Source organism: Hyunsoonleella pacifica (assembly GCF_004310335.1).
GTDB lineage: Bacteria > Bacteroidota > Bacteroidia > Flavobacteriales > Flavobacteriaceae > Jejuia > Jejuia pacifica.
In genome coordinates this window covers 241,392-257,119 of record NZ_SIRS01000001.1, presented here as the reverse complement: position 1 = coordinate 257,119, position 15,728 = coordinate 241,392, and the positions used below count along the sequence as shown (strand labels likewise).

The 15,728-nt window shown below is 34.8% G+C and carries 12 protein-coding genes; 4 read left to right on the top strand and 8 right to left on the bottom strand.

The window, feature by feature from the left end; translation table 11 throughout:
* Positions 1–64: 64 nt before the first annotated feature.
* The 4 genes from EYD46_RS01095 to EYD46_RS01080 all read left to right on the top strand — a co-directional run bounded on the left by EYD46_RS01095 (position 65) and on the right by EYD46_RS01080 (position 5,804).
* Positions 65–328: a hypothetical protein gene (locus tag EYD46_RS01095; protein ID WP_130935211.1), complete on the top strand. Its 264-nt coding sequence runs from the start codon at positions 65–67 to the stop codon at positions 326–328.
* A gap of 46 nt (positions 329–374) precedes the next feature.
* The gene (gene rhuM / locus EYD46_RS01090; protein ID WP_229731248.1) at positions 375–1,391 is read left to right on the top strand and encodes a RhuM family protein; all 1,017 of its coding nucleotides are present in this window, start codon (positions 375–377) and stop codon (positions 1,389–1,391) included.
* A gap of 337 nt (positions 1,392–1,728) precedes the next feature.
* Positions 1,729–2,733, top strand: coding sequence for a PorP/SprF family type IX secretion system membrane protein (locus EYD46_RS01085; RefSeq protein WP_165454310.1), 1,005 nt, complete (start codon positions 1,729–1,731; stop codon positions 2,731–2,733).
* Positions 2,730–5,804 (top strand): gliding motility-associated C-terminal domain-containing protein, encoded by a 3,075-nt coding sequence (locus tag EYD46_RS01080; RefSeq protein WP_130935209.1) that lies wholly within the window; start codon positions 2,730–2,732, stop codon positions 5,802–5,804. The genes EYD46_RS01085 and EYD46_RS01080 overlap by 4 nt, the downstream gene beginning before the upstream one ends.
* A gap of 98 nt (positions 5,805–5,902) precedes the next feature.
* Here the strand turns inward: EYD46_RS01080 and EYD46_RS01075 are convergent, their stop codons facing one another.
* The 8 genes from EYD46_RS01075 to EYD46_RS01040 all read right to left on the bottom strand — a co-directional run bounded on the left by EYD46_RS01075 (position 5,903) and on the right by EYD46_RS01040 (position 15,385).
* The gene (locus EYD46_RS01075) at positions 5,903–6,610 is read right to left on the bottom strand and encodes a cytochrome c3 family protein (RefSeq protein WP_130935208.1); all 708 of its coding nucleotides are present in this window, start codon (positions 6,608–6,610) and stop codon (positions 5,903–5,905) included.
* 8 nt (positions 6,611–6,618) lie between these two features.
* Positions 6,619–7,647: a ferredoxin--NADP reductase gene (locus EYD46_RS01070; RefSeq protein WP_130935207.1), complete on the bottom strand. Its 1,029-nt coding sequence runs from the start codon at positions 7,645–7,647 to the stop codon at positions 6,619–6,621.
* A 7-nt stretch (positions 7,648–7,654) separates the two neighbouring features.
* Positions 7,655–8,137 (bottom strand): hypothetical protein, encoded by a 483-nt coding sequence (locus tag EYD46_RS01065; RefSeq protein ID WP_130935206.1) that lies wholly within the window; start codon positions 8,135–8,137, stop codon positions 7,655–7,657.
* An 89-nt stretch (positions 8,138–8,226) separates the two neighbouring features.
* Positions 8,227–9,039: a c-type heme family protein gene (locus EYD46_RS01060; protein ID WP_130935205.1), complete on the bottom strand. Its 813-nt coding sequence runs from the start codon at positions 9,037–9,039 to the stop codon at positions 8,227–8,229.
* Between the two features lie 19 nt (positions 9,040–9,058).
* Positions 9,059–9,472, bottom strand: a complete 414-nt coding sequence (locus tag EYD46_RS01055) for a globin family protein (RefSeq protein WP_130935204.1) — start codon at positions 9,470–9,472, stop codon at positions 9,059–9,061.
* A gap of 189 nt (positions 9,473–9,661) precedes the next feature.
* Positions 9,662–10,327 carry a Crp/Fnr family transcriptional regulator gene (locus EYD46_RS01050; protein ID WP_229731247.1) on the bottom strand — a complete coding sequence of 222 codons (666 nt, stop codon included), beginning with the start codon at positions 10,325–10,327 and terminating at the stop codon, positions 9,662–9,664.
* Positions 10,328–10,424: 97 nt separating this feature from the next.
* Positions 10,425–11,864, bottom strand: a complete 1,440-nt coding sequence (locus EYD46_RS01045) for a rubredoxin (RefSeq protein ID WP_165454309.1) — start codon at positions 11,862–11,864, stop codon at positions 10,425–10,427.
* Positions 11,864–15,385: a nitrate reductase gene (locus EYD46_RS01040; protein ID WP_130935202.1), complete on the bottom strand. Its 3,522-nt coding sequence runs from the start codon at positions 15,383–15,385 to the stop codon at positions 11,864–11,866. The genes EYD46_RS01045 and EYD46_RS01040 overlap by 1 nt, the downstream gene beginning before the upstream one ends.
* Between the last annotated feature and the right edge of the window lie 343 nt (positions 15,386–15,728).

Here is a 15,728-nt window from a genome sequence, read left to right as displayed (position 1 = left end):
ACCTTTAGTATCTTACATAAAATTAATTGTAGTTTTTGCTTAAACACTTTTCTGATTCCTCAAAATGAATAAAGGAGAAATAATATTATACAATGATAAACCCAATGTAGAAATACGATTGGAAAACAATACCATTTGGCTAAACCAAAAACAAATGGCTGAACTTTTTGATAAGGATAGTGACACTATTGGACTGCATTTAAAAAATATTTACACAACTAAAGAGCTAGATAAAAAAGCAACTACCGAGAAATACTCGGTAGTTCAACAAGAAGGCAGCAGACAGGTAAAACGTAAAATTTTGCTTTATAATTTAGACGCTAAATAACTTTTTTAAATCTAATATTTAAGCTATAATTCAATCGTTGTAAAACATGCTACAACTTAGAAAACAAATGAACAAAGACAATCAAATAGAAATATATCAAGCCAAAGATGGTAGTACCCAAATTTCAGTACAATTTGAAAAAGACACGGTATGGCTTACACAAGCGCAAATGGCTGAACTTTTTAATAAAGGACGAAGCACTGTTACTGAACATATAAAAAACATATTTTCGGAGGGAGAACTTGAAGAGGAACTGGTATGTCGGGATTTCCGACACACCACTCAACATGGTGCTATTAAAGGAAAAACCCAAACTCAAAAAATAAAATACTACAACTTAGATGTAGTTATATCTGTAGGCTATCGTGTAAAGTCTCATCAAGGCACACAATTTAGAATATGGGCAACCAAAACCTTAAAAGATCACCTTGTTAAAGGTTACACTATTAACGAAAAGCGTTTGGCGCAAAAAGAGCAAGAGGTGCAACACCTTAAAAATGGCATTCAGATTCTTTCCAGAACTATTGAACACGCTATGGATGAGCATGCAGCCGACAAAGATTGGCTTAATGCGTTTGCTAAAGGCTTGAGTTTACTGGATGATTATGACCATGAGCAACTAGACGCAAAAGGCTTAACAGAAAAAGCTGCCAATTACCCTAGTTTGGAGGACTACCAAAGTGTTATAAAACAAATGCTAACGGAATTTGACTCTGATGTTTTTGGAAAGGAAAAGGATAAAAGTTTTGAGAGTGCGGTGGCACAAATTGCTAAGGGTTTTGATGACAAAGATTTCTATCCGACGCTTGAGGAAAAAGCAACAATGCTCTTGTACTTAATTGTAAAAAACCATGCTTTTGTGGATGGTAATAAGCGTATTGCGGCGGCTTGTTTTCTTAAGTTTTTGCAACATAACAACATGCTTTTTGATGATGCGCAAAACCCTATTATCAGTAATAATACTTTAGCTAGTTTAACTTTATTTATAGCCTCTAGCAAACCTGAAGAAATGGAAACGGTAAAGCGTTTGGTGGTTAGTGTGCTGAATAGGAATAGAATTTAAGAAGATATATAGATGTTTGAGATTGCCACGTCGTACCTCCTCGCAATGACGCAGGCAAGTAGGCTCCGCGTTAGGGATTGAACGGCATGTTGAAGCTCCCGACCTTGGGAGGAGCGACTAGTGAAAGCCTGCCTGCCGGCAGGCAGGCCCGACCCCTGGCGGATAGCGCCCAAAATATTAAAAAAGATAGTGTGATTTTACTTCTAATCGTCTTTCAAAAAACACGATGAAATACATGTTTTTAACGTTTTTTTGCATTTTTTATTCCAAAAAACATCCAGACGCAAAAAAATGAGCGTACATAACATTACCTAATCTCATTTAGCACTAACCTATTTTGAAAACCTACTGTTTTAAAGTACCCAAGTGGCGTTGTATAACACCGACTAAATTTATTGCTCCTTTTACATTTCTTTGTACTGCTTTACTGGTTAACACAGTTATACATGCGCAGCAAAATCCACAGTTTTCACAGTATTTACAAAATCCCTTTGTTTTAAATCCTGCCATGGCTGGTGTTGAGGATTATGTTGATGTAAACGTAGCATACCGCAACCAATGGACGGGTATTGATGGCGCGCCTAGAACAACCACGTTTAGTATAAACAGCGCTTTATACCCTGCTAGAGCTGGCTATTTACCCGATGATGGTGCAACCCACCAAGGATTAGGTGCTTTTTTATATACCGATGATGTTGGACCTATTAAACAAAGTGGTTTTTACGGCAGCTATGCCTACCATTTAAAGGTTACAAACGATTGGTTTTTGTCTGTAGGTACGTTTATAGGGGCTACACAATTTAAATTTGATGATAGTGATGTGGTTTTAATTGACAACCCTAATGATGCGCTTGTACAAAACGTTTCTAATTTAAATTTTGATATGAGCTTGGGGTTGTATGCCTACTCTAAATATTTATTTTTTGGTATGGCGGCTAATCAAATTTTTAATAATGATATTCAGTTTGCTGATACTAATACGGGTGGTGCGTTACTACCAAACTACAATATGCTTTTGGGAAGTAGAATTGCTGTAAATGAAGTGACGGAGTTTGTACCTTTTACACTACTTAAAACTGTAAAAAACGCGCCTTTGCGCTGGGATATTGGTGCAAAACTGGTATACGATAATAAATTTTGGGGTGGTTTGGCTTACCGTAATGAAGATGCTATTGCGGGCTTTTTTGGTTTACGCCTTACAGAAAATCTATTACTTAGTTATTCTTATGATTGGGTTACTACCCAATTTAGCGGACAACAAACTGGAACTCATGAAATTGTTATTGGCTACCGATTTAATGTTAGAAAACAAAATTGTGCTTGCCCTAAATACTCGTTATGATGTTACAAAAACTAAAAATACTTATGATTTGTGTGGTGTGCGTTTTAGCAACCTCTGCCACCTTTGCGCAAACTGAAAACTTGAATTTTGAGTTTGGTAATTTTGATAACTGGATTTTAGATACTGGTGTAAGACCCAACACCATGGGAATTGACTGGAATCCAAGACCTGCTGCTGATCTTGATGTACAGATAGATTTAACGAGTCCTGCGAGTCCATTATTTGATGCAAACGGACTTAACTGTTTGCCTACTGCACTTAATATTCCTTCGGTTTTTCCTGGAGGTCAGTTTTCTGCACGTCTAGGTAATATTGAAGGTGGAAGACGCACTGCAAGAATAAGCAGGACGTTTACGGTTACTGCTGATGAAACTTTTTTGCAATACAGTTATGCTATAGTTCTGGACGACCCGAGCCATACCCAAGAAGAACAGCCCAAATTTGTAGTAAACATTAAGGATGCTACTGATAGCATTGTAACTTGTGGACAGTTTGAGGCTTTTGCTGGCCCAAATGCTGCTGATAAAGGCTTTACCAGATGTGAGGGTTCTAACTATCAAATTTTACCTTGGACCACTGCGGGAGCAGATTTAACACCGTTTATTGGACAACAAATTACCATAGAATTTTTGTCTTTAGACTGCACAAGAGGTGCACACGGTGCTTATGCTTATGTTGAAGCTACACTACAACCTTTAGAAATTCAAGTTGAAAATTTTTGTACTAGTGGAGATACCATAACCTTAACTGCCCCTTTAGGGTTTACTGAATATTTGTGGTCTAACGGAGAAACAACAAGAAGTATTACCATAACTAATGCGCAGTTTGGAGATGTATATAGTGTTGATCTTATTTCGAATACGGGTTGCAATAGTTCTGCATCCATTACTTTAGAACCAGTTGATGCTGCAACTATTGATGCTATACCTGATCAGGAAATTTGTTTGGGTGGTAATGCTTTTGTTCAACCTACCGGAGAAAATATTGGCGATTTTAGATATGTAATTCCTGATTCCGCAAACCCTGGCGAGTTTATTGATGTTGTACCTCCTGGAATTTCTGCAGTGTTAAGCCCTACCGTTGATACAACATATACTGTAATTGCTAGAGATGAAAATGGTTGTGATGGACCATCTACTACGTTTACAATTACCGTTTTACAATCTAACGAACCACCTTTCCCTACTGCAGATTTTGAAATAGAACCTGTAATAACTGCAGACGATAATCCTTGTAATACCATACAATTGGTAAATTTATCGGGATATTGTAGAGGTGGGCTCTCGTATCTCTGGGATTTTGGAGATGGCACTACTAGTACAGAAACGGATCCGCTACATACATTTCCGTTGACTACTGATGATGAAACTTATATTATTTCGTTAACCGTTACCGCTGCAGATGGCTTATCCGATTCTAAATCCTTAGAATACACGACTTCTTCTATCACAGCGCAGTTTAGTACATTACCGCCAGATTGTGAAACTGTAACGCTTATAAACAACAGCCGTATTTGTGGTGCTTCCATAGCCGATTTTCCTTCTTTTGTGTATACTTGGGATTTTGGAGACGGCAGTCCTAATACAATTACAGATAACTCTGAAGTTAACGTTACACATAATTACACAGTTTCTGGCATGTACACCATTACACTTAGTATATCTAATACTGATAACCCTAGTTTAAGCGTACCTGTATACACCGATACTGTAGATATTACCGTAGAAACTAACGTGGATTTTAACCTAACCATAGATTGTTTTGATGTTACTTTTGAAGATATTTCAACACTTTGCGACCCCATAGTAAGTATAGCTTGGGATTTTGGGGATGGTAGCCCAATAAGTAGCGAAGCAATGCCAACCCATACTTATACTACTATTGGACCACATAGTGTTACGCTTACTATAAATGATGGTACCCAAGATTTTTCTCAAACTCTTGATGTTTTTCTCAGCCCAAGTACTACGCTACCTGATTTTGAATTTGAAATAAACTGTGATGTTGTAACCTTTACAGACCTTACTAATAGTTGTAGCAACCTGAGCTACCAATGGGACTTTGGAGATGGCGCTCCTTTAAATACCTCGCAAAACCCAAGTCATACTTACGCGCCTGATACTACATACGATGTAACGCTTACAGTAAATGACGGCTCTGAAGATTTTAGTATTACAAAGTCTGTGGCTTTAGTGAGTCCGTTTATTTATGAAACACCTCAGGATTTAATTGGCTGCGCCAGTCCCGATATGCCAGGTGTTACTACTTTTGATCTAGCTGCGCAACAGGATTTCATTTTACAAAATGTAGCTCCCAATACTCCAGAATTTCCTGTAGTGAGTTTTCATAATAGTACTACTGAAGCTGAAATGAATACTGATGCTTTACCCTTGGAATTTATGAATGCTTCAAACCCGCAAACGCTTCATGTAAGAGTAGAAGATAATGATGGGTGTACACGCTTTTTTTCGTTTTCACTAAGCGTATTTGATACACCAATAGTAAATGTTGTAGACGATATCTTTCTTTGTTATTTAAAAGAAAATACTGTTGGATATGATTTGTCTCAGTTAAATGCTCGTGTTTTTGAAGGTATAGAACAATCTAACATTAACCTAAGTTATCATCTTTTTGAAAATGATGCTTTATTAGACGAAAATGATGTTACACAAATAAATCTTAATGCAGGTGTAGATACCACAATTTATGTACGTGCGGAAAATGCTATGGCTAACGTATGTTTTTCTATCAGTACATTCTTGATTAGAATGGATAATGAAAACACTGATGTAGAAGACCGTTGTATGCCATTTTTTGCCAATACTATGACACCTAATGGAGATGGTGCCAATGATACCTTTTTTATTAAAAACATAGAAACGTTTCCTAATAATAAACTTACTATTTACAATCGTTGGGGAAACATTGTTTATGAAGCTTCAGGGTATAATAACTCTTGGGATGGTACTTATAAAGGCGAACCATTACCTGTTGGTAATTACTACTATTACATGGAATTAAATGATAACGACAATAGGTCTCATTCTGGATATATTACGATTTTGAGGTAACTTATTTCCTTTACTATTGATTTAATGACTTTGTAGACAAACATACAAGATTACCACAAGTGTTTTTTAGGAAAGACAATACTTAGACATCTACATTATTATTTATCTAAAGTTTCTAACCAAGCCTCTTGGGAAAGCGCTATATACTTTTTATCTGTACCATAAGGGTCTTTTCCTCCATCAAAATAAGCCTCTATAACCTTCATTGGAATGGTATCTTTTAATTTTTCTGGTACATTGTATTTATGGTTACCATGAAAATCATGACATTGTATACAGGTAAACCATTCTTCTTTTGCTATTAAAGCTTCATGAGATACATCTAAAGGATCGTTCTCTACTACTAAATCTTGATGACAGTTCATGCAATAATTAATATTTGCTACAGAAACGCGCTCTTCCTCATGTTCCGTATGACATGTAATACAGGTAGTAGCATCTATATGTTTAATAGCATCTTTAAATCTGGGCTCTGAAAATCGATAGGTTGGATGCCTATCGTTAGGGCGATCGTGACACTGTAGGCAGTTATCTACTGTTACATCTTGTGTACCAAAATCTACACCTTCTTTTCGAGCACCAAAAGCGTGTGATATGTTTGACTGAACTTGCTGCATCAAATTACCTTTGGCATCGGCATGGCACGCAAAACAATTTAATGACTCATGCCCCGTATTCATAGGGCCTATTGATACATATTCTTCTGTAGCATCTAATGTAAAGATATAGAACAAAGAAACTCCTAGCACTAAACCTATAATGCCTCCTATAACTTGTCTTTTTCGTAACGGACTTACTTTAAACATACTTTAAACTATATTTCTATTACTACTTTTTCACTTAAAGGATAGGTTACACAGGTTAGGATACTACCACGTTCTACCTCATCATCTGGTAATATATGCCCGTCAGTCATTTGCACCTCGCCTTCTACACATTTGCCTTTACAGGTGGAACACATTCCCGATCTACAGGAATATGGGATAACAATATTGTGTGACATAGCTTGGTTTAATATCGATTTATCTCCCCTTACCTTAAAATTGTATTCTTCGCCATTATGCTTTAACGTTACATCACTTAACAAGTTTTTACCTGTAACTTTTACTGTGGGACTTTTAAAAACTTCTATCTTTATTTTATCTCTAGTTATTCCATTTTCTGCTAATATCTCTTTGATTTTCTCCATGTATCCGAATGGTCCACATATCATATATTCATGATCTTGATATCTGATATTATGCTTCATCATGATACGATCTATTAAAAGTTGTGTTGCCAATCCTGGATTATAATTACCTTGATATGTTTTGTTTGCTGAAATAATGTGTTCTATCTTAAATGCATCTGGATATTCTGCTGATAGTGTTTTTATTTCTTCATGGAATATAATTGACTCCATAGTTTGGTTGGCATAAATTAGAAGCACTTTTGATTGTGGTTCTTCTGTTAACACTGATTTAGCTATAGAAAACATTGGTGTTACACCACTACCTCCTGCAAATAGCACATACTGCTTTTGATTTTCTTTTTTAGGTTCTACACAAAATGTACCAGCAGGATCGTCTACTTGAAGCTTATCTCCTACTTTTAAATGATCGTGCACATAATTAGACACCAAACCTTTTTCTACACGCTTTATTGTAATCTTAAGGTCTTTATCTGTATAGGGATTACTACTAAAAGAATATGCTCGTTTTTGAACAACACCATCTATAGGTACACTTATGGTTAGAAATTGCCCTGGTTTATACTTAAACTTTTTAAAAAGGTTACCATTTTTAAGGCAGATACTCATAGCATCATTGGTTTCCTTAATTATATCTTTTACCAATAGCTTCATATCTTTTTTATTTATAATAAAACACCATAGTGATGTGAAATAGCATCATAATTGAAACAACTAAAGACAATGTTACATGAGTAATCATCCATCCTTTAAACAAAGCATCACTATTGTTTTTTAACACATCTAAATTAAAGTATCCTAATATTGTATTGGAAAAGAAGATATATGATAACAATAGTAAATATCCATACCCCAAACTCATACTATGTATATAAAAAAATATAGGACTTAATGCTCCCACCCATTTATGAATGGATTGCATCTTCATAGCATGTTTTTTCCATTTTTTAACAGTTCTTGTTAAAGACAGCACCCACTGAAATAAAATGAAAATTGCCAAAAATAATCCAGACCAGCGTTTATACATTTCGTCTTGCTGTAACAAAAACAACCAACTCCATTCTAGTTTTAAAATATACTGAATAAAGAAAGCTAAAAGCAGCACCAAGCCTACAATAGTGGATTTATTTTTATTTAAAACCATAGAAAAAGGGATAATTAAAAAGAATTGCAATCTGCCCAAAAACATAAACAAATAATGGGCAAGATTGCAATCTTTAACACTAAACAAAGTTATTTTGCAGCTACTAAATGTTTCATAGTTTCATAAGAGGATAGTTTGTGTACACTGTCTAAAAACACTTCTGGTGTTGGAAGGTAGTTACCCTCTGCTGGCCATTTATCTCCTATTTCTGGTTTGTCACTTTCTTTAAAAGCTTCTATTTCATCTAAGTATTCCATGTAAATATCTACAGTACCTTTAGCATAAGAATTTAAAACCGCTACTGTTTCCTTATAGGTTAATGAGTCTTTGGGATATTGCCATGTGGTAGCACCCATAACATCTCCTAACTTCCAATCGGATTTTGAGGTTTGTGGATGATCGTTATGGCATGACACACAAGCCCCTGCACTAGCTAAATCTGCAAACATAGCGGTATGCAGCTTTTGCTCTTCATCGTAAAAAAATTGAGGTTTTTGGTCTTGTTTTATCTCTGTAAATAATTCTGCTTGTTTACCTTCAAATTTATTGGCTGCATTAACTGGAAAATCAGATCCTAAGTATAAACCTAACGGTACTGGACCTTTTCTAATACTGGTTGCCACGCCTCTTAAAAACAGTGCTGGTAAAGGGCCTGCTTCTACGTCGTCTTTTCTCCAATCTTCATCAAATTTCATACCTTGCTTTTTTCCTTTACCCACAATGGCTTTAGTGTATAATGTTCTGGTAACATCATTTTCTTTAGCCACCATTTCTAAAACTTCTTCTACAGCAAATACTTTTTCTTCTCCAGATGCTGCAGCTTTTTCTTCTGGAACACCACCACAAGAAGATAATAGTACTAGTAAAACCAAAGTCAATAATTGTTTCTTTATAGATTTCATAAATTAAAGTTTTAAGTTGTTAGTATGCAGCTTCTATCATAACATTAGACATCACACCATAAACATCTGTCCAAGCTGTTTTTACCTCTGGTGTAAATTCATCACCTAATCCTGCTTCTAAAGTTCCCAATAAAGCAGCCCCTACAGTATGGTAATGAGACGCTTCTACGTTATAGTCAACATGTCGTTTTCCTAAATTCTGTAAAACTGGCACTAACGCATCTAGATTATTTAATCCGGCTACTGCTGCGGCTAGCATACTCATTAATTTATTGCCTTGGGTTTTCATTGCATCGTCACTACTAGGAAATAAAGGCTTAAGTTTAGGATCTAGTTCAAACAGTTTGGCATAAAATATTTCAGCTGCTTGAGGAGCGATAGGTTTTACTTTTTCAAAAGATTCTTGTACTAATGTTACTGTTTTTGCTTCCATGATTATATGTGTTAGTCTGTTTACTTAAAAAGTAAGTATTAATACTTACTGAAAACAAAAATAGAACCTATAATTCTAACTAATCATGAAATAAAACAGTAGAGAATGGTCTTTTTATCCAGCTAAAAAGCTGACAAAACGCAGAAAAATCATTAATTTATATAAAACACTTACAAAAACTAAGTATAATTAAGTATCTAAGAAATAGTTATGGTCGCTTATTTCTTTTTTTAGTGATTGAATATTTGATATTCGAATTTTCTTTCCTTGAGCAGAAATTAGTTTTTCCTTTTTTAAAGCTGAAAATACACGAATAACTTGTTCTTCAGTTGTTCCCGAATAATCTGCATATTCCTTACGACTTAAGGGCAAGTTTAAGAATCCATTAAGCTCTCCAAACTTTCTATGGATATATAATAACGAATCGATAACACGCTCACGAACCGTCATTTGTGAAATAGACTTTACCTTGTTTTCACTTCGGTTAAGCTCGTTTGCATAAAACAACATCATATCATAAGTAAACTTAGGATTATCTAAGAGAATTTTTTGTAGATGTTCTTTAGAAAAATAGTGCAGTGTAGTTTCTTGCAATGCTATAGCCCCAATAGAATAGTATTCTTGTGTACCAAAACCTCGATGACCGATAATTTCGCATGGTTTAGCAAAGCGAACGATTTGCTCTCTCCCATTAATACCCGTTCTAAATACTTTTACAGTACCTGATTTTATAAAGAAAAGTCCATTTACTGGAGCCCCCTCCATAATAAACTGTTGTCCTTTTTTACATTTTAACAGGGTACTTTTTTGTGATAAATTAGGATTGAACAGCACTTCGTGATGGTTATGTACCAAACAATTTGTTTTGCTACAAACATTGCAAAAACCTTCTGTTATATGTTCTATTTTACCACTAATCAAAGTACTACGAATTGGTTTAACATTATTTAATTTAAGGATTATTTACAAGTTGAAACGTTTTCTTTACAAAACTTTGCTTTGAAGCTTCACAAAGTGAACATTCATAAGTATCTGGCAATTCATCAAATGGTGTATTGGGTGGTATATTTTGCGTAACATCTCCATAAGCCTCACTATACACTGTTAAACATTCTGAACATTGGTATACTTCTTCTTCTCTACTTATCTTTTGTGTTTGAGGTAATAGCTCTTCTTCTTTTTCATCTCCTAAACGCTCAAAATATAATTTACTTAATTCCATAAGTAAGCCTGGCAATTCTACTTTATCTACATCTTGAACATGCACAATATATTTGCGAGTATTTGGGTCGAAATTTTTTGCATATAATAAATTATACGTATCCCTTATTTTAAAATCACTTTTAACTTCTGGTTGCCTATTCTTTTCGACTACAATTGATGTAAAATTATATGTATCACTATCGTAACTAGTAATACCAAAAGTAAGTCCGTAAGTACTAATATCATTTTGGTCAAAATTTGTTACTAAGTACTTTTTTAGATTAAGCGCTTCTTTGTCGTTTACGGGAAGATGCCAGTTCATTTCCAACATGGAATGACGCACATTAATTCCAAATTTACCTAAGAATTTTTCCCATTTTAATTTTGAATGTAACGGAATCCCTTTAACAATAAACGACTTCCATGGCGTAATAGATATTTTTCCTATTTTGTTTTCTGAACATAAATCGCACATAGCCTTTAAAAAGGGCAAATCATAACGGTTGTTTCTCCAATATAATCCTAACCAATACCTATCTGGCCCGATACGATTCATACCTTCATAGTATGGAAAAGGGTAAAAAGGCACTTCTAAGGGTTTATCTACTGTACGATTATTTGTTTCAATAGCATCATTAACCAAATCAAAAACCATATCTATGGTTTCGGGTTCCTCAATTAAAATATTCTCTATGGCGAGTTCGACTTTATCCATATCCCAACTATAAATTAAAGCGGGATACATTTTGGTATTTTCCCAACCTGGTAATCGCAAGTATAAATACCAGTAATCTTCATGCTCTGAAGCTATAAAATTCACGTTACCTGTAAACAAAGGTACTAAGCGCTGTTTAGGATCTATTACATTAATCCTAAGTTTTGGGTTGTGTTTAAACTGCTCTAAAACATACAGATACCTATCACTGGTTAACCAAGAGGTACTTGGTAAAATTTCAGAGGATACATAAGATGACGCTATATTTTCTACACCGTCTCTCTTAGGTTTTACAAATTGTATTTTATCAAATTGACTAAACTTACTTTCATCGATTTCCTCTGGAAAAATAATGTCTTGTCGTGATCCAAAAGATATAGCATCTAATCCTAAACCTTCAGCAGCTTCACAAATATATTTTAATTCTCCTGGTGATAATACACCGCCGTTAATCATTAATCTGTATGGCTCCATTATGCTAATACTTTTGAATTTTGAAGTATTTCTCTAACTTCTGTTTTACAACTTCCACAACCTATACCTGCGCCTGTTTTGTTACATAATTCTGTAAAATCTGTACATCCTTGCGAGATAGTTTCTTCGATATTTCCTTGCCCTACTTGGCTACATGAACACACTAGCTTTCCTATAATTGGTGCATCATTAGAAGACCCTCTAAGCAACGTGTTTCGCTTATCGGCCATTTCAATTTTACTTTCAATCATCGTCTTAAATTCGGCAAATTCATTTTTATCACCCATTAAGACTGCACCAACCAAAAGATCATCTTTTACAATACACTTTTTATAATAACGCTTTTTAATATCTGTAAAAATGATTTCTTCATAGCTATCATCACGCTCTGGCACACTAATATCTCCAATACTACACAAATTCAAATCGTTAAATTTTAAGATATTCATCAATACTGAACCGTTATATGAGCTACTCACATCTCCTGCAATAAAATTAGCTAAAATATTAGCCTGCTCTTCTGCCGCAGATGTAATTCCAAACAGTTGATTATTAAATTCTGCTATCTCTCCAATGGCAAAAATATCTGGATGTGAGGATTGTAAATGTTGATTAACCTTAACACCTCTACTACAGGCAATACCATTTGCTCTAGCAATATCCACATTAGGAATGGTACCTATAGCATACACAATAGCATTAGCTGTTATGCTTTTACCACTTTTTAAAGTGATGTTTAATTCTCCTGTATCTTCATCATCAAACACCGTACTTACTTCATTATCAAAATAAATTTGAATGCCTCGCTCTTGAACATCTAAGGCTAATAATTTACTAGATACTTTATCTAACTGACGTTCCATTAAACGCGATGCCCGTTGTATAATGGTAATTTTAGCATTCTTGTGTTTCATTGCTGCAGCTAACTCTAAACCAAGTAAACCACCACCAACTATCACTACATGTTGTTCTTCAGGAGGAAGCCCCGTTGCGTCTAAGTGCTTCTTAAATTTATCAGCATCAATTTTATTTCGCATCGTAAAACGTCCAGGCAAATCTATTTGCACATCTTTTGGTACAAAGGCTCGACTTCCTGTAGCTAAAATTAATTTATCAAAAGTATGTGCTAATCCATTGCTATCCGAAACTACTTTGTTGTCTTTATCTATCTTTGATATTGTAGTTTCTGGATGTAGATGTACATTAAGCTTATCTAACTCTGTTTTCTTGATTTTTAAAAGCTGTTCCCATGATAATTCTTCTGTTACATACTCAGGTAACAGTACCCTATTGTAAAATAGGTTGGGTTCTTTAGAAAACACATGGATTTCATCTGTTTCATTTTGCTCTCTATAATTCTGAACAAAGCGAAATGCCGCCGCACCAGCACCAGCAATTATGATTTTTTCTGCTTGTTTTTTATATTTTGAAACAATTACTCGCGTAAACTTAAAATCTGGCTCCTTTGATGTTGGATCTACGTGTGTATTTGTTAAATTGTTGGTTCTATTTAAATTACTTTGTAATTGTTTTCCCCAGTGCATTGGCAAAAACACAACGCCCTTTTTAATATTTTCTGTGACGCTTGCTCGCACTCTAACTTCCCCATTCTCACTCTTTATTTCAGTAATATCTCCATCTTCTATTTTGTATAAATAGGCATCAACCGGATGAATTTCTAAAACAGGTGTAGGATAATGTGTTTTTAAACGCGACACTTTACCCGTTTTGGTCATGGTGTGCCATTGGTCTCGTATACGTCCTGTGGTTAAAATTAGTGGATAAGTATCATTTGGTAATACTGATGTATTAACAATTGATGTTGGCATATTGAATTTAGCCTTTTGTGATGGTGTATAAAACTTTTTATCTTCAAATAATCTAGACGTTCCTTGATGTCTATGCTCAGGCACGGGCCATTGAAATGTACCTTCATTCTTAAGCCTGTCATAGTTTAAGTAAGACACATCAATATTAGTCCCTTTGGTCATAGAGGCATACTCATCATAAATCTCACTAGCACTATTAAAATTGAATCCTCTAAAGCCCATACGCTGTGCAAAATCACAAAAGATTTCAACATCAGGCCTTGCTTCTCCTGGGGCTTCAATTTCTTTTGGTAAGTATGAAATTCTTCTTTCAGAATTTGTCATCGTACCTTCTTTCTCTAACCATGCAGCAGCTGGAAGTACCAAATCTCCAAAAGCTACGGTGTCTGATTTATGAGATATATCTTGAACCACAACAAACTTTGCATTTTTCATGGCTTTTTCAACACGATTTAAATTTGGTAAGCTCACCAACGGATTTGTACAAGCAATCCAAACAGCTTTCATTTTGCCACTTTCTAAAGCATCAAACATTTCGGTAGCTGTTAATCCGGGTTTAGGGTTAATTTGATCTACACCCCAAAACTGAGCTACTTCTCGCCTATGCTCTTCATTCATTAAATCTTTATGAACCGCCAAAAGGTTTGCCATTCCTCCGACTTCACGTCCACCCATGGCATTAGGCTGCCCCGTTAATGAAAATGGACCCGCCCCTGGTTTTCCAACTTGCCCAGTAATTAAAGATAAGTTTAGTAATGATACATTCTTATCTGTCCCTACCACACTTTGATTTAAGCCCATGGCCCACATACTTATAAAGCCTTTTGAAAGTCCGATAATATCAGCAGCTTTACGTATATCCTTTTCTGGCACACCACATAACTTCGACGCCTGTTTTAATGATGTTTTAAAGATTAACTCTTTATAATCTTGAAATCCTTCTGTATGATTCTTAATAAAGTCTTCATCAATTAAACCACGCTTATATAAACATCTTCCAATAGCATTGTAAAGTACTACATCGGTTCCTGGTAATAGTTGCAAATGTAAGTCTGCAAAATTTGCTGTATCCGTTTTTCTTGGATCAACAACTATAAGTTTTACATCAGGATTTTCCTCTTTATGCTTTTCTAATCGTCTAAATAAAATAGGATGACACCAAGCTGGGTTTGCTCCTGTAATCAAAAACGTATCTGCCAATTCAATATCAGCATAGGAAATAGGTACACTATCTTCTCCAAACGTTTTTTTATAACCAACCACAGCTGAACTCATACATAAACGTGAGTTCGTATCTATGTTATTTGTACCTAAAAACCCTTTGGTTAGTTTATTAGCTATATAGTATTCTTCTGTTAAACTTTGTCCAGAAACATAAAACCCAACACTATCTGGACCGTGTTTTTTAATTATCGATTTAAAAACGCTAGCAGCTCTATCTAAAGCATCATCCCAACTTACGCGTTCTCTAGGATGAGATCTACTCCAGCGCATTTCTGGATATAAAATCCTATCAGAAGTATCGTTAGCAACATAATGCAAATTCATGCCTTTGGAACATAACATGCCTTTGTTTACGGGATGATCCTTATCGCCTTCAACGAATACTTGATTATTGGCATCTTTCTTAACAATGATTCCACAGCCAACTCCACAATAAGAACAGGTAGTTTTTACTTCGCTTTTTATCATTTCAAACCAACATTTTATACTAATTACTATAATTTATTTTTCGAAAGCAAGCACTAACTTTATTATTCTGAATACTTCAAAAAATGTCTTTTAAATTTAATTTTTGGTAAAATTTATATTTAAAATAATAGTTCTATGCAACAGAAATAAAACAAGACCGCATTTACAAATCTAAGTATTAATACTTAATTTTAATGCTAATTTTTAAGTATCTCGTAATTTATATGAAGTTGATAATTTGAGTGGATTGATTTTATGGATTTAGTAAAATCAAAAGAAAAAGGGGTAGCTATTTTAATAAAATACTCAATCGAATAATAAAAAAATGCTAAAATAAATAACA

Bases quoted from the DNA above. Each gene is read 5' to 3' on its own strand.
- EYD46_RS01095 (WP_130935211.1), top strand. From the start codon at position 65: ATGAATAAAGGAGAAATAATATTATACAATGATAAACCCAATGTAGAA.
- rhuM (WP_229731248.1), top strand. From the start codon at position 375: ATGCTACAACTTAGAAAACAAATGAACAAAGACAATCAAATAGAAATA.
- EYD46_RS01080 (WP_130935209.1), top strand. From the start codon at position 2,730: ATGATGTTACAAAAACTAAAAATACTTATGATTTGTGTGGTGTGCGTT.
- EYD46_RS01075 (WP_130935208.1), bottom strand. From the start codon at position 6,610: ATGTTTAAAGTAAGTCCGTTACGAAAAAGACAAGTTATAGGAGGCATT.
- EYD46_RS01070 (WP_130935207.1), bottom strand. From the start codon at position 7,647: ATGAAGCTATTGGTAAAAGATATAATTAAGGAAACCAATGATGCTATG.
- EYD46_RS01065 (WP_130935206.1), bottom strand. From the start codon at position 8,137: ATGGTTTTAAATAAAAATAAATCCACTATTGTAGGCTTGGTGCTGCTT.
- EYD46_RS01060 (WP_130935205.1), bottom strand. From the start codon at position 9,039: ATGAAATCTATAAAGAAACAATTATTGACTTTGGTTTTACTAGTACTA.
- EYD46_RS01055 (WP_130935204.1), bottom strand. From the start codon at position 9,472: ATGGAAGCAAAAACAGTAACATTAGTACAAGAATCTTTTGAAAAAGTA.
- EYD46_RS01045 (WP_165454309.1), bottom strand. From the start codon at position 11,864: ATGGAGCCATACAGATTAATGATTAACGGCGGTGTATTATCACCAGGA.
- EYD46_RS01040 (WP_130935202.1), bottom strand. From the start codon at position 15,385: ATGATAAAAAGCGAAGTAAAAACTACCTGTTCTTATTGTGGAGTTGGC.